This window comes from Micromonospora sp. CPCC 205539 (genome assembly GCF_036906815.1).
Classification (GTDB): domain Bacteria; phylum Actinomycetota; class Actinomycetes; order Mycobacteriales; family Micromonosporaceae; genus Micromonospora.
Genome location: NZ_JBAKHW010000019.1, coordinates 1 through 20798 on the forward strand (window position 1 = coordinate 1; position 20798 = coordinate 20798).

The window sequence follows — 20798 nt, forward strand, 5'->3', positions numbered from 1 at the left end:
GCTGCACAACCTGGGTCACCTGGGTGACGCCAACGACCACGACTCGCTGGGCCTGTTCCAGCAGCGCCCCACCAGTGGTTGGGGCACCCCGCAGCAGATCACCGACCCCGCCTACGCCACCACCGCGTTCCTGAAGGGTCTGCGCCAGGTTGACGGCTGGCAGGACATGCCCCTGACCGAAGCCGCCCAGACCGTGCAGGTGTCGGCCTACCCGGACGCCTACGCCCAGTGGGAGCAGCAGGCCGCCGACCTCGTCGCCCAGCACTGGAACAGCTGACCCCAGCACCACCGAACAACCTCGACCGCTGGCCGGGCACCCGAAACACCGGGCGCCCGGCCATCGGCGCCTCACCGCCGCACCACCCGACCGCTGGCCGACACCCCGGACACCGGGCGCCGGCCAGCGGCCCCACACCGCCGCACCACCCAACCGCTGGCCGACACCCCGAACACCGGGCGCCGGCCAGCGGCATCTCCACCGCCGCAAGACTCGAACCGCTGGCCGCCACCCCCGAAAACCGGATGCCGGCCAGCGGCAACTCCACGCCCGCACACCAATCAGCCCGCACTGTGACCTTCAGCGGTCATGGCCTGAATCCTCGCCGGTAGTCGGCGTCCGCGTTGGCGTGGCCGGGTCGGTCCGCTGCGGATCCGGCGGCGGAGGGATAGCGGTGCAGTGAGGTTTTCGGGATGCGGTCCTGGCCGTGATCGCGATCGGGGTGTTCCACTTCCAAAGGATTTGGAACAGTCGTCCGCACGCCGCTAGGGTCGCTCCTGCCAATCTTTTGCAATAGCATGTTTCTTGCATCAAGTCAGCAATGTCCGGCGAGATCCTGGAGTGGGGTGGTGGGGCGACCCGCCGGCTGGCCGGCATCCCAAGGAGAGACGAGCAATTGATCACGCAAGGCGAAAACCCGGCCGTCACGACCGAACCGGCCGGAAGAGGGCTGTCCGGTCTGCTCGCCGCCTGGGTGCACGGATGGGCTGTCTCACGAGCCGTGCCGAGCCCGACTGTCGTGCCTGGTGGATGGCGCCTGCAGGTCGGGGTTGCGGGCCATCGCGTCCGCTACGTCCTGGCGGCGCACGACGACGACGCGTCGTTGGCCGAACTGGGCCGCCGGCAGGCCGCACCGGGGACCTGGATCAAAGCCGCGGCTGACCCGGCGGACCTGCGCAAGGCACTGCCCGCCACTTGGTCGATGGCCGACACCGGTCACCTCATGACCGTCCCCTTCACCGCCAGCACCGCGACGCCTCCGGCGTCGTACACCACCCAGATCGCGGTCCTCGGCGACGTCATCATTGCCTCGGTCCTCGACACCGCCGGCGAGATCGCCGCTTCGGGCAGGCTCGCGCCGGCAGACCAGGTCGGGGTCATCGACCAGGTCGAGACCGCCCCCGCGCATCGCCGTCGCGGTCTCGGCAGCGCGGTCATGCACACTCTCAGCCACCACGCGGTCCGACTCGGCATGCACACCGGCGTCCTCGTCGCCACCGACGAAGGCCGCGACCTGTACCGCACCCTGGGCTGGAAGGTGCGCACGCCCATCGCCGCCGCACACGTACCGGAGGTCAGCGCACCACTCACGTGATCGACCAGGGTGTGGCATGACACCACCACGCACAGGAAGCGCCGGAGGAGCGGGCGGGTGCGCGCGTACAGTCGGGCGGTGGAACGTACCGAATCGATGCTGGCACAGACGCGACCACCCGGTGTGGCCGACGTCGATCCCGGTAGTGTGCTGCTGCCCGGCCACGACGTGCCGTTGGGGCGGTACACGACGGTCCGGCGGCTGCTGCCGCAGCGCCCCCGGCGGATGGTGGGTGCCTGGTGCTTCGCCGACCACTTCGGGCCGGACGACGTGGCGCAGCGGCCCGGTATGGAGGTGCCGCCGCACCCGCACACCGGGCTGCAGACGGTGACCTGGCTGCTCGAGGGCGAGATCGTGCATCGGGACAGCCTCGGCAATGTCCAGCCGATCCGGCCTGGGCAGCTGAACGTGATGACCTCCGGGCGGGGCATCGCCCACTCCGAGCGGTCGCCGGCCGTCCATCCGGCGGTGATGCACGGGGTGCAGCTCTGGGTCGCGCTGCCGGACCCGGCGCGGGCCGGTGCCGCGGACTTCGCGCACCATGCGGACCTGCCGCGCTGGCGCGACGGCGACCTGGACGCGACCCTTCTGGTCGGCGAGTGCGCCGGGGAGCGGTCGCCGGCGGTGGTGCACACCCCCCTGGTCGGCGTGCAGCTTGAGCTGAGCGGTTCGGCGCCGACCACGCTGTCGCTGCGGCCCGATTTCGAGTACGCCATGTTGGCGATGTCCGGGTCCGCCGAGGCGGGCGGGGTCGGGTTCGAACCCGGGGCCCTGCTCTACCTGGGCTCGGGCCGTCGCGAGGTGACGGTGCGCGGCGGGGCCGGGGCGCGGTTGCTGCTGCTGGGCGGGGCGCCGTTCGAGGAGCCGCTGGTCATGTGGTGGAACTTCGTCGGTCGCTCGCACGACGAGGTCGTCGAGGCCCGGGAGGACTGGATGGCCGGCCGGCGCTTCGGCGTGGTCGCCGACGATGCGGCGCCGCCGCTGCCGGCGCCCGCTCTGCCCACCACCCGGCTGAAGGCCCGCGACCGTACGGGCGGCCTGCACGACTGAGCGCACGCCGCGACCGCACCGGCTGAGTGGTTGGCCGCGTCGGCTGGCGGCTGGGCGCACCCCCGAGCCCGGCGTGTGACCGCTTGCCGCGCGGGTAGTCGCCGGCATGCCGACCAGTCTGATCACCCCGGTGGAGGATCGGAAGCGTGTGGCCCGCCGGCTCGCCGGCAGCGGACGCGGCTTCGCCGAGCAGTACGGCTTCCGGGTCACCAACAACCCGGCGAGTCTGTTCCAGGTGCTCTACCTCGCGGTGTTGCTGGCCCGCCGGGGCGACTTCCGGCGTGCGTTGGACGGTGCGCGGGCCCTGCGCGACGAGGGCTGGGACAGCGCCGCCCGGCTGGCCAACTCGTTGCACGAGGACCGGGTACGGGTGCTGCGCGACAGCGGTCAACGCGGCGGGGTGGACGAGTTGGCTGCCGTGCTGGGCGACCTGGCCCGCACGGTCGTCGAGCGGTACCGGGGCGACCTGCGGCGGCTGCGCGCGGTGGCCCGGCACGACCCGGGCCGGGAGCGTGCGCTGCTCGCCGCGCTGCCCGGGGTGGACGGCCCGGTGGTCGACCTGTTCCTGCGTGAGGCGCAGGCGCTGTGGCGGGAGGTGGCCCCGGTGGCTGACCGGCATGCGCTGGCGGCGGCCCGGCGGCTCGGCCTGGGCCGGTCCGCTGCCGACCTGGCGGGGCTGGCCACCGGTGAGTCGGAGCAACTGGCCTGGCTGGTGGGCGCGCTGGCCCGGATCGACCTTGAGCACCGGTACGCGGAGCTGACCGGCAGACCGTGACGTGCCCTGGCCCACAGTCCGGCAAAAATCATCCGTACGGAGGATGTTCTCACGTATGGTTGGACCCGGCAGTGTTGGCCGCTCGGTTCGAGCGGACATCCACCGCTTGGTGGTCGCAGCCCGGTTCGGGCGCGATTTCCCGCCAGGACAGGTCTGCGTGGCGCCCCGGTCGCGGTTCGTGGCCAGGGGCGCCCGCCTGTCCCGGCGAGCCCGCCCGCAGCGGGCTCAGCGGCCCATCCCGGCGAGGCCGGCCAGCAGGTTCACCGTGACGGCGATGATGAACGCGCCGAAAAGGTACGACACCAGCGAGTGTCGGAGCGCCGTACGCCGCATCTCGTTGCTGGTCAGGTTGGTGTCGGAGACCTGGAACGTGGTCCCAATGGTGAACGCCAGGTACGCGAAGTCGGAATAGCAGGGCGGCTGGGGCTGATTGAAGTTCACCCCGCCGTTCGGGCCCGTGTAGTAGATCCGGGCGTACCGGGCGGTGAAGACGGTGTGCACCACCAGCCAGGACAGCAGCACACTGACCACGCCCAGCCCGCCGTACGCGTCGCGGCGCAGCCCAGGCGGTGCGGCGTGCGCGCTGCCCACCACCAGTCCGACCGCGAGCAGGCTGGCCAGGCACGCGATCAGCAGCAGCACGTCGCGGATCGCCCGGCTCGGGTCCTCGTACGAGGCGACCCGTTCGGTGTTCGCGGCGTCCAGCCGCCACAGCTTGTGCCAGATCACGACGAGCCAGGTCAGCGCGGCGGCGTCCCAGCCGGCCAGCGGGGCTAGCCGCGCCGACAGCAGGAGGCCGAAGAGACCACCGGCGACGACGCCGACCACCCCCACGATGGCGATCTGCACCACGGCGGTGGTGGGTGCGTCGGGCCGCCGTGGGCGCCGACCGGCGTCCGGCACCGGCGGGTCAGAGGCCGCGTAGGTGCTGCGAGACGCGGTTGTGCTGCTTGTCCCGGGCCTGCGCGGCCCGCTGCGCCGGGCCGACCTCGGGAGCGGCTTCGATGCCGGCCGACCGGGCCACCTCGTTGCCGTTGGCGTAGTCCACCGGCGGCAGCGCGCGCAACGCCTTCAGCACGTCCGGCGGGGCGCCCTCCCGTTCGGCCTCGCGGACCACGTCGGCCTTCTCGGCCGGATAGTCGAGGCTCGACAGGTATTGCAGGACGTCGGAGTAGCTCGCCATGGCTGGGGCTCCTCGGGGCATCGATGTGGTCACGACCGGCGGCGGTTACCCGCCCGCCGCCCGGTCACGCCCGGGTCGGCGGACGAATCGACGTTGTTTCCGCTCGGTCGCCGTGGGTACCCGCAGGCCCCGGAGCGAGCCCGAGGGGGTACGCGATGAACTACGACACCTTCATCGACCAGGTTTCCCAGCGCAGCCGAGTCCCGTCCGAGCGGGCGGTCGAGCTGACCCGGGCCGTGTTGGAGACGTTCGCCGAGCGGCTGACCGGCGGCGAGGTGCTGGACCTGGCCGCCCAACTGCCCAAGCCGCTCCAACTGGTGCTCAAGCCGAGCCCGAGCACCGAGCAGGCGGACCGGTTCGGGGCGGCCGAGTTCGTGGCCCGGGTCGCTCTGCGCGCGGACGTGCAGGAGCCTGCCGCCCGCGAGGCTGTCCGGGCGGTCTTCTGCACGCTGCGGGAGGCGATCACCGGCGGCGAGTTCGACGACGTGGCAACCCAGTTGCCGCGCGACTACCGGGGTCTGGTGGAGCAGGCGATGGCCCCGGGTGTGCCGTTGCGCCACGCCTGATCGGGCATCATCGCAGGTCACACACAGCGGTTGGTCAGGGCAACCATCGACGTCCGGCTTGGCGTGTCGAATCAGCCTGGCCTAACCTGGACGGTACGAGGGGAGTACTTCCCACGAACCATTCCGGTCAGTACGGCGCGCCCGGCGTGCCTCGGGTGGTTGCCCACCAAGGTGGGTGAAGGAGACCTCGAACATGCACGGTGTTCGAGGAGGCCACATGTCCGGCTTGTCATACCTGTCCGCTGGCAGCGAGCTGTCATCGCTGGGCACACCCACCCTGTGGGTGGTGACCATCGTCGGGGTCCTCCTGCTGCTGGTGCTCGACTTCCTGGTGACCCGCCGCCCGCACGAGGTGTCCATGCGGGAGGCGATCGGCTGGTCAGTGTTCTACATCGCCCTGCCGCTCGCCTTCGGTGCCTGGCTGTGGGCCCGCTACGGCTCCGAACAGGGCGTGCAGTACCTCACCGGCTACCTGGTGGAGAAGTCGCTCTCGGTCGACAACCTCTTCGTGTTCATGCTGCTCCTGGCCGCGTTCGCGGTGCCGGCCGTACTCGCCCAACGGGTGCTGCTGTACGGCATCGCCGGCGCGCTCGTGCTGCGGGCGGTCTTCATCGCCCTCGGCGCGGCGGCGTTGCAGACCCTCGACTTCGCCTTCCTGCTCTTCGCGATCATCCTCATCGCCACGGCGGTGAAGCTGCTCCGCGATGCCCTGTCCGGGCACCAGCAGGAGGTCGACATCAACAAGATGCGCTCGGTGAAGCTGCTGCGCAGGATCATGCCGGTGGTCGACGAGTACCACAGCACCCGGATGACCGTCCGGCAGGGCGCACGGCGGGCACTCACCCCGTTCGCCCTGGTGGTGGTCGCGGTGCTGGCCACGGACGTGGTCTTCGCCGTCGACTCGGTGCCGGCGGTCTACGGCATCACCGAGGACCCGTACCTGGTCTTCGCCACCAACGCGTTCGCCCTGCTCGGCCTGCGCGCGCTCTACTTCGTCCTGCACGCGGCGCTGAGCCGGCTCGTGCACCTCAGCTACGGTCTCGCCATCATCCTGGCGTTCATCGGCCTCAAGCTGGGCCTGCACTGGGCGCACGGCATCTGGGCCAGCGTGCCGCAGATCCCCACCCTGGCCTCGCTCGGCGTGATCATCGGGGTGTTGGTGGTGGTCACCCTGACCAGCCTGCGCGCCACCCGCGGCGACCTGCCCGCCGAGCGCGAGGTGGTCGCGGAGCGGCAGTGACCATCGGGAAAGCTCCCGCCCCGGCCGGCGCGGGTGGTACGACTGTGCAATGGGAATCGTGTCTCCGGGCTTCCAGGGTCGCCCCCGCTCGCAGGAGCAGACCCTGCCGCCCGGGCAGTACTTGACCGAGGATTTCCCGGTGCTCTCGGCCGGCCCGACGCCCCGGGTGTCCCTGGACACCTGGGAGTTCGTCATCAGCGCCGAGAACGGCGCCGAGCACCGGTGGTCGTGGCAGGAGCTGATGGCGCTGCCGCAGGAGACGCCGACCGTCGACCTGCACTGCGTCACCCGCTGGTCCAAGTTCGGCACCACCTGGCAGGGCGTCTCGATCGACACCCTGCTGGCCGACGTGGACACCGGCGCGCACTTCGCGTTGGCGCACTCCTACGGGGGATACTCGACCAACGTCCCGTTGGACGACCTGCGCGGCGGCCGGGCCTGGGTGGTGCACACCTACGACGGCGCGCCGCTGCCCCCCGAGCACGGCGGCCCCGCCCGGCTGCTGGTGCCGCACCTCTACCTCTGGAAGTCCGCCAAGTGGGTGCGTGGCATCAAGCTCAAGACGATGGACGAGCCGGGGTTCTGGGAGACCGCCGGCTATCACGACTACGGCGACCCGTGGCGCGAACAGCGGTACCAGGGTGACTGAGCGCGCGGTCGCGACGGGCACCCCGGCGCGTACGCCCATTCGGTGGCAGGTCGGCCGGCTGGTGGAGCGGCGGGTGGAGACGCCGAGCGCGCAGACGCTGGTGTTGGAGGTGCCGGACTGGCCGGGGCACCTGCCCGGGCAGCACGTCGACGTGCGGCTGACCGCGCCGGACGGCTACCAGGCGGCCCGGTCGTACTCGGTGGCCGGGCCGGTGGTGGACGGCCCGGGCGGCCCGCGCATCGAGGTGACCGTGCAGCGGGTGGCCGACGGTGAGGTGTCGCCGTACCTCATCGATGTCTTTGGTGACGGCGACCCGGTGGAGGTGCGCGGACCGCTCGGCGGCTGGTTCATCTGGCGGCCGGAGCAGACCGCTCCGGTGCAGCTGCTCGCCGGCGGGTCCGGCATCGTGCCGTTGATGGCGATGATCCGTGCCCGCCGGGCGGTCGGCAGTCGGGTGCCGTTCCGGCTGCTCTACTCGGTGCGTACTCCCGGCGACGTGATCTACGCCGACGAGCTGCGCCGCCGGGTCCGCGATGACTTCGGGCTGGACGTGGCGTACGTGTACACCCGCGAGGCGCCCGAGGGCTGGCGCGGCGAGCCGCACCGGGTCGGGCTGGCCGACGTGAACACCCACGGCTGGCCGCCGGACCTGGAACCGCTCACCTACGTCTGCGGGCCGACCGGGTTCGTGGAGAGCGTGGCCGACCTGCTGGTGGGGCTGGGCCACCCGTCGCGGCAGGTCAAGACCGAGCGCTTCGGCCCCACCGGTTGACACCGCCCTGATCCGTTCCGCGCAACGTCGAGGAGACCCGATGACCGAGATGTCCTATCTGGACGGCAACATGCTCGACGGCCCGCTGCGTGAGGTGTTCGCCGTCGACCTGAGCACCGCGATGGGCCGCTGCGAGAACTGCGGGATGACCGGCTCGATGGCCAGCCTGCACGTCTTCGCACACGCCCCGGGCCTGGTCGCGCGCTGCCCGTCCTGCGAGGAGGTGATGCTGCGGCTGGTCCGCGGACCGGACCGGGCCTGGCTGGACCTGCGCGGCATCACCTTCCTCCAGGTGCCGATGCCGATGGAGCAGCCGCGCCCGGTACCACTCTGACCGGTCCCTCCGCGACCCTCCGCGGAGTCGCCCTCACCCGGTGGCTGGCGCCGTGGTTCCGCCGGCGGCCGCTGCGCGGGCGCGGCCGGTACGGGCGGCGTACGCCCGCCTCATCTTGATGTAGTTGCCGCAGCCGGCCATCGAGCACCAGCGGCGGGCCTGGTTGCGGGAGGCGTCGTAGTACGCCCAGCGGCAGGTGTCGCGGGCACAGACCTTGAGCCGTTGCCACGTGCCGTCCTCGCCGCACCGCCGGATCGCGTCGACCAGCCCGGCCAGCGCGTGGTCGAGCGGGCTGCTGCCGGCGGCGACGAAGCCGTGGTTGCCGTCGGTGAAGCGCAGCGTGACGGGCGCTCCCGCCAGGGCCTCGTTGAGCCGGTCGAGGGCTGACGGGTCGGCGTGGTGACCGGCGTGGCCGAGCAGCACCGCGCGTAGGCCCTCCCGGACCGTCACCGCCGTGTCGAGGTCAGTCGGCCCGAGGCGCGCGTCCGCCACCATCAGGTCACGGTCGACGAACCAGTCCCGGAGCTGATCGGGGTCGATCAGTGTCTCGTCGTCGATCTGCGGCTCGAACGTGTTGACGAAGTCCCGGAGCAGCCGCACGGCGGCCGGTACCGCGATGTCGTCGTCCACCGGCCACCCCCTCTCATCGCACACCACCGTATCGCCTTGACAGGTGTGAAATCGCCTGCGAGGGTCGTAACTACACCGGCGAATTGCTTTTGGTGGTGTGACTTTCGTCGGGGGAGGGCGGGCGTATCGTGGCTTCCACGCTCAAGGACGTGGCGCGGCTCGCCGGGGTCTCGGTGAAGACCGTTTCCAACGTGGTCAACGGCTATCCCCATGTAAGCCCCGACGTGCGCACCCGGGTCGAGGCGGCCATCGCACAGGTGGGCTACCGACCGAACGTGTTCGCCCGGACCCTGCGGACCGGGCGCACCGGCGCGCTCGCCCTCGTCCTACCCGACACCGACCTGCCGTTCGCCGACAACCTCGCCCGCGAGGTCGTCCGGGCGGCGGGTCGCCAGGGATACCGGGTCGTCATCGAACAGGCCCGGCCCGACGACTCGGCCGCGGGGGATGCCCGCACGGCACCCGTGGACGGCGTGCTGGTCAGCGGGCCCGTCGTGCCGGTCGCGCTGGTCGAGGCGCTCGTTGCCTCCAACCGGCCCGTCGTGCTGGTCGGGGGTGAGGCCCGGGTCGGGCAGTGCGACCAGGTCGGCGTCGACGTCGTCCGGGCCGCCGAGGACGCGACCGCTCACCTGCTGCGCGCCGGTCGACGACGGATCGCGGCGATCGGCGCGTACCCGAAGGAGTCCGTCGCGGCTCCGCAGCCGTGCACGGCCGGCTACCACCGGGCGCTGCGCGGGGCCGGGCTGGCGCCCGTGGCTGGTCACCTGCTGCCCGCGGTGCGGCACCGCCGCGCCGACGGCTACCGCGCGGCCCGCGCCCTGCTGGCCCAGCCGGGTCGCCCGGACGCCATCTTCTGCTACTCCGACCCGCTGGCGATCGGCGCGATGCGCGCCGCCTTCGATGCCGGCCTGCGCGTCCCCGCCGACGTCGCGGTGATCGGCATCGGCGACATCGAGGAGGGGCGCTACTCCCGGCCCACGCTGAGCACCGTCTCCGTTGACACCGGCTTCCTCGCCCGGGAGGCCGTGGCCCGGGTCGCCGCCCGGATCGACCAGCCCGACACGGCGGTCGCCGTGGTCACCGCGCCACACGAGGTGCTGGCCCGAGAAAGCACCCGACCCGATAGATGATCGAATTGCCGTGCCTGGACCGAGTCAGGGGCGCAGGAGATCGTAGGCCCGCGCGAGATCGTCGGCCCAGGCCGACTCGTGGTCGCGCTCGAACGCGCGGTGCAGCCGGTCGCGGACCGTGTCGCGGCGCAGCCAGTCGCCGAGAACACTCGGCTTCCGGGTCGCGAAGTCGAGTCGGCCTACCGCCTCGGCCAGGTGGCGGTCTGCCGCCGGGGTGAGCGTGCCGTCCCACAGGTCAAGGAACCGGTCGATGCTCTCCCCGGTCGCGCCGGCGGCGTCGAGGAAGGTCGCCGTGTCGACGAACGCCCCGAGGCGCGTCGGGTGGTCTGCCAGCAACGAGCGCCACACCGCGTCGAGATACCCGTCGACGGCATCCTGCTCGACTCGCGGCCAGGTGCGCCACTGCTCGCGCGGAAGCTTGCTCAGGACGATGGCCGGGTAGAGGTCGTCGGACGCGACCAGACTCTCCAGCAGTACGGGCAGCAGGCTCTTCACGTCGTCGCGGCTGCCGACCGTGTTGCCGAGGCTGATGGTCAGTGAGAACCGGTCGTGCTCGTCGACCACCACCGGGCCCTTGCAGTGTGGACAGCCGTCCAGCACGGCCCGGCGCGGGTATCGGGCGAATGCATCCCGAACACACCCCAACGCCGCTGCCACCTCGCCATCCACCGAGTGATCCTCGCATTCATGGCGATCTCGGCGGGGCACGGCCGGTTGGACACACCATGGGTGGGTCAGTCAGAGTTGTCCGCCGTGAGATATCTGCGTACCGGCGGACCCGCCGCCATCCGCCGACCCCGTGCGACCGACGTCGACGAGTTCCTCGCCGCGACGCGACGCAGTCGGGAACTGCATCACCCGTGGCTGGTCGCGCCGGAGACCCCGGAGGAGTACGACCGTTACCTGCGCAAGATCCGCCGCCGGGACAATGCCGGCTACGTGATCTGCGACCGGGCCAGCGGTGAGATCGCGGGCTACGTGAACATCAGCGGGATCGTGCTGGGCGCGCTGCGCGGGGGCTACCTGGGGTACGCGGCCTTCCAGCCGTACAGCGGCACCGGGCACGCCTCGGCGGGTGTCGCCCTGGTCATCGACCACGCCTTCAACACGGTTGGGTTGCACCGGCTGGAGGCGAACATCCAGCCGGGCAACGAGCCGTCCCGCCGGGTGGCCCGCAAGCTCGGCTTCCGGCTGGAGGGCTTCTCCCCGGACTACCTGTACATCGACGGAGCCTGGCGGGACCACGAGCGCTGGGCGATCACGGCACCGGCGGCGACGTAGGGCCGCCGGTGCCGCGCGGCGTTACAGCCGTGAGGTGAAGGTGGCCAGGAAACGGTGCGGGGTGACCACCCCGGTGTTGTCGAAGCAGATCACGTCGACGTCCACGTTGGTGGTGTAGGTCCAGGGCTGGGTGAGGTGGCAGTAGTTGTTGCCGGGGCCCTGTGCCACCACCTGGGCGTGCGTCTCCTTGATCCCGATCTGCGGGAAGGTCGCCAGGTAGCGGCCGGCGGGCACCAGCGGTGCCACGGTGTTCGTGCCGACGCCGGTGATCGAGTTGTCGTTGGTCGGTCCGCCGACCGCGGTGCCCTGATAGCCGAAGTACGACGGCGGGGCGAGCGATCCGATCACCGGCCGGCGACGGTGGTACGAGGCGACGAAGTCGGTGTTGATCGCCGCGCCGGCCTGGTCGTAGCAGAAGACGTACGCCTGCACGTCGGAACCGACCGCGCTCCAGGTGTAGATCTTGCAGCGGCGTGGGCCGGCGTTCGGCTGCACCGCGGTGACCTGCACGTCACCGGCGAGCACCCCGGCCAGGCCCACCGCGGGGAACCGCACCAGGTACTGCCCGACGCCGACCGGCGTGACCGTGTTCACCGGGCCCGTCGAGTTGTAGGACTGCACCACGACGCCGCCACCCCACTGCACGTACGCGTGCGAGGTGCCGGCCGGCAGCACGCCGGAGCTGGTCGTCCAGAGCACGGTGAACGGGGTGTCGTCGCGCGTACCGCCGGGCTTGTGGCACTGCACGTCGACGATCTCGTTGACGCCGGACTGGAACCAGCGGACCACCTCGCAGTAGTGCCCGGTCCGGTTCACCGGGGTCACGTGCGGCACGCCCCGTGAGCTGGCGCCGATCTGCGGGAACCGCACCTGGAACCGGCCGGGTGCGAGCTTGATGCCGTCGGCCCAGGCGGCCGGGAACGCGGTCTTCCAGCTTCCCCACTGGCGGGTGGTGTCCAGCACGGTCCAGACCGAGGCGGCGGGGTTGTCGACGTAGGCGAAACCCCAGCGGTCGGCGGTTGCCGCCGCGGCGGGGGTGGGCAGGGCCAGCATGCTGGCCGTCAGGACGGCGGCGAGCACGGCGCCGGCTAGTGCACGGAGTCGCATGGATTACCTCCACGGTGGTGGGGATCGGGGGCGGGTCGAGCGTGCCGGGGTGACGGCCCGTGCGCTGTCGGTTACCGCACAGTTCCGCTCCGCTGTCGTGGAGCCGATTCGCATTCACGGAAGCCACTGTCGAAGGGTCGACCATCCGACCGGATCTTCAGTACTAGAGATCAGCAACCGGGGCATTTGCATCGGCAGGGGTCAACAGATGTGTTCCGGTTCGATTACCCTCAGCAAAGTGATGGTCAACCATGGCGACGAGCCGTGGCGCGTCCGTCTCCGGGGCCATCACGGCGAGGTCCTGGGCGCCGGGATGGCGGTGGATAACCGCCACGTCCTGACGTGCGCCCACGTCGTCGGCGCCGCCAGCGAGACCGATCTCTCGCAGACCGAGCCGGCGTGGTCGGTCGACGTCGATCTCATCGGGCAACCGGGCGGCCCGACGGTGTCGGCCCGGGTCGTGCCCGGCTGCTGGGCCCCGCCCACCGACGAGGTTGCCGGCGACGTCGCGCTGCTCGAGCTGGCGGCCCCGTTGGCGCACGGGCCGTTCGCCCCCCTGCGTCGCCAGCGGACCTGGGGCCGCCACGTCGTCGCGTACGGCTTTCCGGAGACCCTGGAGCAGGGCGTGTACGTCCGAGCCCAGCTCGCCGGCCCGTCCGGCGCGGGACGGGAACGGGTGCAGATGGATTCGGCCACCACCGGCCCACAGATCAGCCCCGGCTTCAGCGGTGCGGCAGTGGTCGACGCGGCGACCAAGGCCGTCGTCGGGATGGTGGTCAGCACCTACCGGGCCAGCGACCACAACCGCGACGTGGCCGCCGGCACCGACCCGGCCAGCGGTCTGTCCTGGATGATTCCGGTCGAGACGATCCTGCGCTACCTTCCCCAGCTCGGCGACCGGGTGCCCGGCGAGCCCTCGGTCGACGACAGCTTCCGGTCCCTCACCGACACCCCGGTCGACGGCGCGATGGCCACCCGGATCGCGGAGTTCTTCAGCCGCAAGGCGCACGGCAACGTGTTGATCATCGTCACCGTCGACCAGGGGTCCGGCTCGGCCGCGGCGGTCCGTCAGGCCGCCGTGCTCTCCAGCCGGGAGCTCCGACCGCAGGCCGGCCCGGTGGGCTTCGCCGTGCCACCGATGGGCAGCATCGACCTGGCCGTGGACGCGGCGGGCAAGAGCACCGGGGCGGTGTCCCAGCGGATCGCCGACTGGGCCGGTGGCGCCGATGGCGCGACCTCGGCACCGGGCAACGGCGGGGGCGCCGAGACGACACCGCGCTCGCTCATCCTCAGCAACATCGACGAGGCGGCCGACTCCGAGACGCTGCTCTCCGAGGTGGTGCTGCCCCTGGTCGCCCAGGCACCCGCACGGGATCTGCGCATGCTGCTGACCTTCCGCGGTGAGTCGGTCCCGCTCCGTCTCGCCCTGCTGGCGAGTCGCATCGCGACTCTCCAGAGCACCGAGGAGGCCGCCCGCCGGGCACACCGGAGGGCGGCGGCGCTCGCCGCGACCGTGCCGCCGGTGCGCCCACTGGCGACGGAGCTGCGGATCCAGCTCACCAAGCTGCGGGCCGCCGCCGCCTCCACTGACCGGGACGCGCTGGCCGCCCTGCTCGCCGCGACAGAGCGGGTCACCGACCGGGCGCTGCGCAAGGCCGAGGCGGTCCGGCAGGAGGTTGTGGCACGGGAGGATCTCTGGGCCGAGTTGCGCGGCCGGTTGGACGCCTACCTGGCCATGGCGGTGCGCCACGGCTCCTCCGAGGACCCGGCGCTCGGCACGTTGCACCGACGGGCGCACGACCTGCTCATGGCCGCGCCGTGCGACCTGGCCGCCGCGGGGGAGGCGGTCCGGGTCTACGCCGAGGCCGTGCCCCAGCAGGTCGACGACCAGCACGAAGGGAGTGGGCGTTGACACCGTGCAACCGGTCGGGCTGCACCGGCACCATCGACGAGACCGGCTTCTGCGATGTCTGCGGGCTGGCGCCGCTCCCGGTCGACTCTGCCGAGCCGGCGCCGGTCACCTCCCGGTCGACCGCACGGGGCAGCTGGACGGTGGCCAGCCTCGTCCCCCTGCCGGTGCTGACCTTCTCGCCCGAGGGTGTGGCCTCCCAACCGCTGCGGGTGCCCGAGGAGCAGCGCTTCTGCGTCAAGGGTCACCCGGTCGGTCGGAGCCGGAATGGTCGACCCGGGCGCGACACCGGGTTCTGCCCGTACTGCCCGACCAGGACGCCGTTCAGTTTCCTGCCCGGTCTCCAGGCCGGCGACCTCGTCGCCGACCGGTACGAGGTGGTCCGCTGCGTGGCCCGTGGTGGCCAGGGCTGGGTCTACCTCGCCCGGGACACCCACAATGACCACATCGAGGTGGCGCTCAAGGGCGTCCTGCACGCAGACGACGAGGCCGCCCTCGCGGCCGCGGTGAAGGAACGACAGTTCCTCAACGCCCTGGACCACCCGAACATCGTGCGGAGCATCGACTTCGCCACCCACGACGACCCGGTGGCCGGCCCGACCGGCTACCTCGTGATGGACTACCTCGACGGCATGTCGCTGCGCCGGTTGCTGGGCGCCGCGAAGGACCCTCGCCAGCCGGACGTCTCGCTGCCGGTCGACCACATCCTCGCCTACGGTCACGAGATCCTCGCCGCGCTCGACTACCTGCACCGGCGCGGGCTGCTCTACACCGACATGAAGCCCGACAACGTCATGCGTACCGCCGACCGGATCAAGGTGATCGACCTGGGCGGGGTCCGCAAGGCCGACGGCGGGTCCGACGGGCTGGTCGGTTCCCCCAACTTCCTGGTGGGCGCGACCGAGCTGCAGACCCGGGGGGCGACCGAACGCTCCGACCTGTTCGCGCTGGGCCGCACGCTGGAGGAGCTGTTCAGGTCTCGTACACCCGGTCCGGCCACGCCCGGCGCGGCACCGGGCGCTCTCGGCGTCGAGTCGTTCCGCCGGCTCGTCGCCCGGGCCGTCCATCCAGAGTGGGAATCGCGGTTCGCCTCCGCGACCGAGATGTCCGAGCAACTCCTCGGGGTTCTCCGGGAAATCCTGGCCGGCCAACCGGACCGGCGTCAGCCCGAGCCGATCTCGCTCTTCCAACCGTCCGCCCGGCTGCTGGACGCGGGCCTCGGGGTGGTCCTGCCGCTGCGGACCTGGACCGCCGTGTCCGACCGCGCGGTGCTGGACGATGGCCGCCCCGCCGCCACGGTCGTGGCCCTCGGCCTGCCGGTGCCCCGACCGGACCCGGACGACCCGGCCGTCAGCGCCCTCGGCACGGTCGACACGTCGGACGCCAACGGACTGCTCAGCGAACTGGCCATGGTGGAACAGACTTCGGTGGAGATCGAGCTCAGTCGCTGCCGGGCGCACCTCGCGCTGGCCGACCGCGACTCGGCCAACCAGGCGCTGACCGCCGCGGCGACGATGCTCGGCGCCCGCGCCGACGCCGACTGGCGGATAGCCTGGCACCACGGCCTGCTGGCGCTCGCCAACGACCGGGTCGACGAGGCCCGGCGGCAGTTCGACGCGGTCTACGGCGACATCCCGGGGGAGATCGCCCCGAAGCTCGCGCTCGGCTACTGCGCCGAACGCGGCGGTGACGCCGCGGCGGCGGCCCGCTTCTATGCGGCGGTGTGGCTGCGGGACCCGTTCCAGGCCAGCGCGGCCTTCGGGTTGGCCCGGCTCCGCTTGGCGGCGACCGACCGGGCCGGAGCGGTCGCCGTGCTCGACGAGGTGCCGGCGCTCTCGCGGCACCACGACGCCGCGCGGGTCGCCGCGGTGCGGGTGCTCTCGTCCCGGTTGCCGGGCGGTCCACCCACCGACGGCGAGCTGAACCAGGCCGTCCAGCGCCTGACCGCACTGGCCCTCGATCCCGAGTCGCGCGACCGGCTGACCACGGCCATCCGGGAGATGGCGCTCGACCTGGTGCGCTCCGGCGAGGCCGCCGCCCTGGCCGAGGGTCCGGTGCTCGGCGAGCCGCCGACCGAGCGCGCCGTCCGCCGGCTGCTGGAGCGGTCGTACCGGGCCTTGGGTCAGCAGGCGGCACGCGCGGACGACGCGGGCGATGCCGCCCGTCGCGCCGCCCACGACGTGCTCATCGACCGGGCCAACGCCGTCCGGCCCCGCACCCGATGGTGACCGACCCGAGCCGGAACGGAGCGTGAATCGGTGGACACCGGCATGCAGTTCAGCCTGGAAGTCAACCAGAACAAGTACCTGCCCGAGGGCGGCCGGGAGATGCACGCCATCCTCTCGGTGAGCGGCCGGGAGACGCCGGCCGGGGACGCCGCGCCGGCCCGCTCGGATCCGGCCCGGCTGGCCGAGGTGCTGGTGATCGACTGTTCGGGGTCGATGGCGGATCCACCGACCAAGATGGCGGCGGCGCAGCGGGCCACCGCCGCGGCCATCGACGTGCTGCCGGACGGTGTCCGGTTCGCCGTCATCGAGGGGACCGAGCGGGCCAGGGTGGTCTACCCGCAAGAGCCCGCCCTCGCCACGGCCTCGGCGGCCACCCGGGCCGAGGCCAGGGCCGAGGTCGCCCGGCTCAGCGCCAGCGGAGGGACGGCGATGGGCAGCTGGCTGGCGGCGGCCCGGGACCTGCTCCCGCCGCCGTCGTCGGCGATCAGTCACGTGCTGCTGCTCACCGACGGCATCAACGAGCACGAGACGCAGGAGGAGTTGGACCGCGTGCTGTCGACGTGTGCCGGCCGGTTCGTCTGTGATCCCCGGGGCGTCGGCGACGGGTGGCGTCCCCGCGACCTGCTCCAGATCGCCGCCGCGCTGCGCGGGACGGCCGAGGCGGTGCGACGGCCGGCCGAGCTGGAAGCGACCTTCCGGGAGACCATCCACGCCGCGATGGCCAAGCTGCTGCCGGACGTGCGGCTGCGGGTGCGTCCCCTGCCGTACGCGAAGGTGACCTTCTTCAAACAGTCCAGCCCCACGATCCAGGACCTCACCGGGTACGCCGACCGGATCGACGACCGGACCCTGGAGTTCGCGACCGGCTCGTGGGGTGTGGAGCGCAGGGAGTTCCACCTGTGTCTGGACGTCGAGGCGCCCGACAGCATCCTGGACGAGGACCGGTTGGCCGCTCGGGTCGATCTGGTGGTCGACGGGGAGTCGCGGGCCGCAACCGCCACCGTCCTCGTGACCTGGACCGACGACCTGATCAAGTCATCTCGGCTGGACCCGAACGTGTCGCAGGTGACCGGGCAGGAGGACGTGCGGCAGGCCATCAACGCGGGTTGCGACGCGTACGACCGGGGCGACCGGATCGAGGCGCACGCCCAGTGGGCCCACGCGGTCATGCTGGCAACCGAGACACGGGACGAGCCCGCCCTGGAACAACTCCGGCACCTGGTGGACATCGAGCCCGACGGCCTCGTCCGGCTCCGACCGAACCTGAGCCGGCTCGACATCAACGTCAGCCACATCGGCTCGAGCCGCAACCCGTTTCAGGTCGATGCCCCCGCCCCGGTGCAGCGCCGCCCGGCGGTCGCGGACCAGCTCTGCGGCAGCTGTGGCGAGACCTCACCGCCCGGCGCGATCATCTGCGAGAACTGCGGCACCCCGTTCGACGTCGCCGACCCACCGGCGGGGGTGCCGGCGTGACGGCGACCAGCGTGGCCGCGCAGCGGGTCAGCACCACCCGGCGCACCCTGGTACGCCTGCGTGGGTGGTTGCTCGCCGCCACCGCCGTCGCCCTGATCGCCTCGCTGGCGGTCTTCCTCGGTGTCGCCAGGACGGCCGACTCGGCTGCGCAGAGGTCGGTGCCGGCGATCCTCGCCTCCTACGACGCGCAGGACGCCCTGCGCAGCGCGCACGCCGCCGCGGTGCGGAATCTCGCCGGCGGCGTGCAGGTCCTCGGTGGGCCGGGGGTCGAGTACCAGCGTCAGATCGCCGGAGCCGGTCAGTACCTCACCCTCCTGGCGGAGAACAACGCGGCCGGCGAAGACGGCACCCGGGACATCCAGACGATCGAGGCGCTGCTGGTCACGTACACCGGTCTGATCGGTCAGGCCGACGCGCGTTACCGGGACGCGAGCCTGCGGGCGCTCGGGGTCGCCGCGCTGCGGGACGCGGCGGACCTGCTGGGCGACATCCTGGGCAAGCTCGACGACCTGCGTGGCAAACAGCTGCGCGTCCTCGACGAGCAGGGTGACAACGGCTGGACGTCCATGCTGACCGTGGCCGTCTGGCTGCTGCCGTTGCTCGTCCTCGGTGTGCTGTTGGTGCGGGTGCAGGCGTACCTGACCCACCGTTTCCGCCGGGCGATGAATCTCCCCCTGCTGTTGGCGACCGTCGCCACGGTGGGCATGGCGGTCCTCACCTCGCTGAGCCTGACGTCGGCGACCGGTTTGGACCGGGTCCGGGAGGACGTCGTCACCGTCGACCACAGCCGCCGAGAGCAGCTCGACGATGTGAGCTACCAAGCCGCCCACGGTCTCGCCGACGAGGTGGAGCGACAGTGCGAAGGCGTCTGCGCCGACACGGTCACCGCGCTCCGCACCCGCGCTCCGTCCCCGATGCCGATGCCGACGCCGACGCTCGAGCCGAAGCAGGCCGCCATCGCGGCCGACGCCGCCATCAGGGCCGATGCCGCCGGCGCGGCCGACAGCCGCTCGGTCGAGTTCGCCCTGCCCCTGCTCGCGCTCGGCATCGCGGTGCTGGTGCTCGCGGGCTTCCAGCCCCGCCTGGCGGAATATGGAGGTCGGTCGCGATGAGGCACCGTCAACGGGCTTCACGGCCAGCGTTTGCGCTGGTCACCGTGCTGCTGGCGGGCACCGTGCTGAGCGGCTGCTCCGCGGCGCCGGCAACGGAGCTGACGGTCCTCGGCTCCTGGGTCGACGAGGAGCAGGCGGACTTCGAGGCGGTTCTGCGGGATTTCGAGGCCGAATCCGGCATCCGGGCCCGCTACCAGGGGCACCGGGACGTCAGCCAGGTGCTCCAGGCGGGGATCGAGCGGGGCCGGCCGCCCGACGTCGCTGTCCTGCCCCGCCTCAACGATCTGCAACGGTACGTGAACGCGGGCGAGTTGCAGCCGCTCAACGACATCGCCGCGGCCGACCCGGACGCCGCGCCGCAGCTGATCCGGCTCGCGCGCAAGGCCGAGCCGGACGGCAACCGGGTCGACGACGAACGCGTCTACGCGGTCGCCATCGCCACCAGCCTGAAGAGTGTGTTCTGGTTCAACCCGGCCCGGTCCGGCAAGCTCGACCAGACCCCTCCCCGGACCTGGGCCGACCTGGTCGGTCTGGCGCAGGGCCTCGGCGGCGGCGGGCAGGCGCCGTGGTGCCTGGGGATGAGCTCCCCGCCGGTCTCCGGGTGGCCGGGCACCGACTGGATCGAGGACATCCTGCTGCACCAGGCCGGCCAGGCCAGCTACGAGAAGTGGACCCGCGGCCAGCTTCCCTGGATTTCCCCGCAGGTCAGGAACGCTTGGGTGACCTGGGGTGCCCTGCTGACGGACCAGCCCAGACGCACGGCGAGCCTCTACACGACGTGGGACGAGGCGGGAAGGAACCTGTTCCCGCCCGTGCAGGAGACGGACCCGCCCACCGCCCGCCCCTGTCACCTGGACCACCAGGGCTCGTTCGCGGTCCGCAACTACCGTGCCCACCTGGCCGAGTTGGCCGAGCGCCAGGGGGATGCCGCCCCGTCGACGCCCGACACCTCGTCGTTCGCCTTCTTCTCCACCCCGCCGGTCGGGTCGGTGGACACCTCGTCGCTTCGGGAGGTCTCCGACGACGTCGCGGCCATGTTCCGGGCCAGCGAGCCGGCCCGGAAGTTGATGGCCTATCTGGCCTCGGAGCGGGCGCAGCGGGTCTGGCGTGAGGTCAACGAGGAGGTGTTCTTCAGTCGACGGGGGACACCGGAGGTCTACCAGGGCACCGTCGTGCGGGCCGTCGCGGCGCGGCTGAGCACCGGCATTCTCTGCCGGGACGCGTCGGACCTGCTGCCGGCGGCGATGGCCACGGCCTTCGAGCGGGCGGTCCTGGTCTACCTGGAGGCCCCCGACCGGCTGGACAGGCTGCTGGCCGAGCTCGACGCCGTGCAGGCCTCGGTGTCCAAGGCCGAGTGGATGGATCTCGGCTGCGACCCGACCACGCGACAGGGGACGTGAGCGATGACCGAACTACGGAGATTCGAGCTGGACGGCGGCGGCTCGGTGGTGGTCGAGGTCGACGGCAAGCCCGGCGTCACGTCGGCGAGCCCGGCCGGCAAGGTGGTCCGGGAGGCGCGGGCGACGTTCGACCGGGCGCTCGGGGAGGTCCGCGACGCCGCGTCGGCCGCCCTGCGCCAGTTCCAGTCGATGGCGCACCGACCGGACGAAATCGAGATCACCTTCGGGGTGCAGTTGACCGCCGAGGCCGGCGCGGTGATCGCCCGCACCGGGGTGCAGGGTCAGCTCTCGGTCACGGTGCGCTGGCAGCGACCACCGGACACCGCCTGATCGACTCGAGGTCGGCGATATCGCGGTGTCCCGCCGG

General features: G+C 72.1%; 21 protein-coding genes and 1 pseudogene. 17 read left to right on the top strand and 5 right to left on the bottom strand.

Annotation, left to right across the window (positions count from 1 at the left end):
* The 4 genes and pseudogenes from V6V47_RS18005 to V6V47_RS18020 all read left to right on the top strand — a co-directional run.
* Positions 1-277: pseudogene (locus V6V47_RS18005) on the top strand (hypothetical protein); the annotation flags it as partial.
* A 739-nt stretch (positions 278-1016) separates the two neighbouring features.
* Positions 1017-1592, top strand: a complete 576-nt coding sequence (locus V6V47_RS18010; RefSeq protein ID WP_334629421.1) for a GNAT family N-acetyltransferase — start codon at positions 1017-1019, stop codon at positions 1590-1592.
* Positions 1593-1670: 78 nt separating this feature from the next.
* Complete coding sequence (locus V6V47_RS18015; RefSeq protein ID WP_334629422.1) at positions 1671-2642, top strand: pirin family protein; 972 nt, start codon at positions 1671-1673, stop codon at positions 2640-2642.
* 106 nt (positions 2643-2748) lie between these two features.
* Positions 2749-3417 carry a hypothetical protein gene (locus V6V47_RS18020; protein ID WP_334629423.1) on the top strand — a complete coding sequence of 223 codons (669 nt, stop codon included), beginning with the start codon at positions 2749-2751 and terminating at the stop codon, positions 3415-3417.
* A gap of 225 nt (positions 3418-3642) precedes the next feature.
* On the opposite strand, the gene V6V47_RS18025 is transcribed toward V6V47_RS18020, so the two are convergent.
* Entirely contained in the window at positions 3643-4266 is a 624-nt protein-coding gene (locus V6V47_RS18025) for a DUF1345 domain-containing protein (protein WP_334629424.1), read from the bottom strand.
* A gap of 61 nt (positions 4267-4327) precedes the next feature.
* Entirely contained in the window at positions 4328-4600 is a 273-nt protein-coding gene (locus V6V47_RS18030; protein ID WP_334629425.1) for a DUF2795 domain-containing protein, read from the bottom strand.
* A 155-nt stretch (positions 4601-4755) separates the two neighbouring features.
* Between V6V47_RS18030 and V6V47_RS18035 the strand changes: the two genes are divergently transcribed.
* The 5 genes from V6V47_RS18035 (at position 4756) to V6V47_RS18055 (ending at position 8161) form a co-directional block, all read left to right on the top strand.
* Positions 4756-5166 carry a DUF2267 domain-containing protein gene (locus V6V47_RS18035; RefSeq protein WP_334629426.1) on the top strand — a complete coding sequence of 137 codons (411 nt, stop codon included), beginning with the start codon at positions 4756-4758 and terminating at the stop codon, positions 5164-5166.
* Positions 5167-5383: 217 nt separating this feature from the next.
* Entirely contained in the window at positions 5384-6406 is a 1023-nt protein-coding gene (locus tag V6V47_RS18040) for a TerC/Alx family metal homeostasis membrane protein (RefSeq protein ID WP_334629427.1), read from the top strand.
* A gap of 49 nt (positions 6407-6455) precedes the next feature.
* Positions 6456-7055: a sulfite oxidase-like oxidoreductase gene (locus V6V47_RS18045; RefSeq protein ID WP_334629428.1), complete on the top strand. Its 600-nt coding sequence runs from the start codon at positions 6456-6458 to the stop codon at positions 7053-7055.
* Positions 7048-7827, top strand: coding sequence for a ferredoxin reductase (locus V6V47_RS18050; protein ID WP_334629429.1), 780 nt, complete (start codon positions 7048-7050; stop codon positions 7825-7827). Before V6V47_RS18045 ends, V6V47_RS18050 begins: the two co-directional genes overlap by 8 nt.
* Before the next feature lie 40 nt (positions 7828-7867).
* Positions 7868-8161, top strand: coding sequence for a DUF6510 family protein (locus tag V6V47_RS18055; protein ID WP_334629430.1), 294 nt, complete (start codon positions 7868-7870; stop codon positions 8159-8161).
* A gap of 33 nt (positions 8162-8194) precedes the next feature.
* Here the strand turns inward: V6V47_RS18055 and V6V47_RS18060 are convergent, their stop codons facing one another.
* Positions 8195-8791: a CGNR zinc finger domain-containing protein gene (locus V6V47_RS18060; protein WP_334629431.1), complete on the bottom strand. Its 597-nt coding sequence runs from the start codon at positions 8789-8791 to the stop codon at positions 8195-8197.
* Positions 8792-8919: 128 nt separating this feature from the next.
* Between V6V47_RS18060 and V6V47_RS18065 the strand changes: the two genes are divergently transcribed.
* Positions 8920-9921: a LacI family DNA-binding transcriptional regulator gene (locus V6V47_RS18065; RefSeq protein WP_334629432.1), complete on the top strand. Its 1002-nt coding sequence runs from the start codon at positions 8920-8922 to the stop codon at positions 9919-9921.
* A gap of 24 nt (positions 9922-9945) precedes the next feature.
* Here V6V47_RS18065 and V6V47_RS18070 read toward each other — a convergent pair whose 3' ends face one another.
* Positions 9946-10590: a hypothetical protein gene (locus V6V47_RS18070; RefSeq protein WP_334629433.1), complete on the bottom strand. Its 645-nt coding sequence runs from the start codon at positions 10588-10590 to the stop codon at positions 9946-9948.
* An 84-nt stretch (positions 10591-10674) separates the two neighbouring features.
* On the opposite strand from V6V47_RS18070, the gene V6V47_RS18075 reads away from it, so the two are divergent.
* On the top strand, positions 10675-11202 hold the full coding sequence (locus V6V47_RS18075) for a GNAT family N-acetyltransferase (protein WP_334629434.1): 528 nt from the start codon (positions 10675-10677) through the stop codon (positions 11200-11202).
* Between the two features lie 21 nt (positions 11203-11223).
* On the opposite strand, the gene V6V47_RS18080 is transcribed toward V6V47_RS18075, so the two are convergent.
* Positions 11224-12309: a hypothetical protein gene (locus tag V6V47_RS18080; RefSeq protein WP_334629435.1), complete on the bottom strand. Its 1086-nt coding sequence runs from the start codon at positions 12307-12309 to the stop codon at positions 11224-11226.
* A gap of 241 nt (positions 12310-12550) precedes the next feature.
* Here V6V47_RS18080 and V6V47_RS18085 point away from each other — a divergent pair, with 241 nt between their 5' ends.
* The 6 genes from V6V47_RS18085 to V6V47_RS18110 are packed head-to-tail and all read left to right on the top strand — an operon-like array spanning position 12551 to position 20761.
* On the top strand, positions 12551-14221 hold the full coding sequence (locus tag V6V47_RS18085) for a serine protease (protein WP_334629566.1): 1671 nt from the start codon (positions 12551-12553) through the stop codon (positions 14219-14221).
* Positions 14218-16446 (top strand): serine/threonine-protein kinase, encoded by a 2229-nt coding sequence (locus tag V6V47_RS18090; RefSeq protein ID WP_334629436.1) that lies wholly within the window; start codon positions 14218-14220, stop codon positions 16444-16446. The genes V6V47_RS18085 and V6V47_RS18090 overlap by 4 nt, the downstream gene beginning before the upstream one ends.
* A 30-nt stretch (positions 16447-16476) precedes the next feature.
* The gene (locus tag V6V47_RS18095; protein ID WP_334629437.1) at positions 16477-17919 is read left to right on the top strand and encodes a VWA domain-containing protein; all 1443 of its coding nucleotides are present in this window, start codon (positions 16477-16479) and stop codon (positions 17917-17919) included.
* A complete protein-coding gene (locus V6V47_RS18100) occupies positions 17916-19031 on the top strand; it encodes a hypothetical protein (RefSeq protein ID WP_334629438.1) in 1116 nt (371 codons plus the stop codon). Before V6V47_RS18095 ends, V6V47_RS18100 begins: the two co-directional genes overlap by 4 nt.
* Positions 19028-20431: an ABC transporter substrate-binding protein gene (locus tag V6V47_RS18105; RefSeq protein WP_334629439.1), complete on the top strand. Its 1404-nt coding sequence runs from the start codon at positions 19028-19030 to the stop codon at positions 20429-20431. Before V6V47_RS18100 ends, V6V47_RS18105 begins: the two co-directional genes overlap by 4 nt.
* A 3-nt stretch (positions 20432-20434) precedes the next feature.
* Positions 20435-20761 carry a CU044_2847 family protein gene (locus V6V47_RS18110; protein ID WP_334629440.1) on the top strand — a complete coding sequence of 109 codons (327 nt, stop codon included), beginning with the start codon at positions 20435-20437 and terminating at the stop codon, positions 20759-20761.
* The last annotated feature ends 37 nt before the right edge of the window (positions 20762-20798 follow it).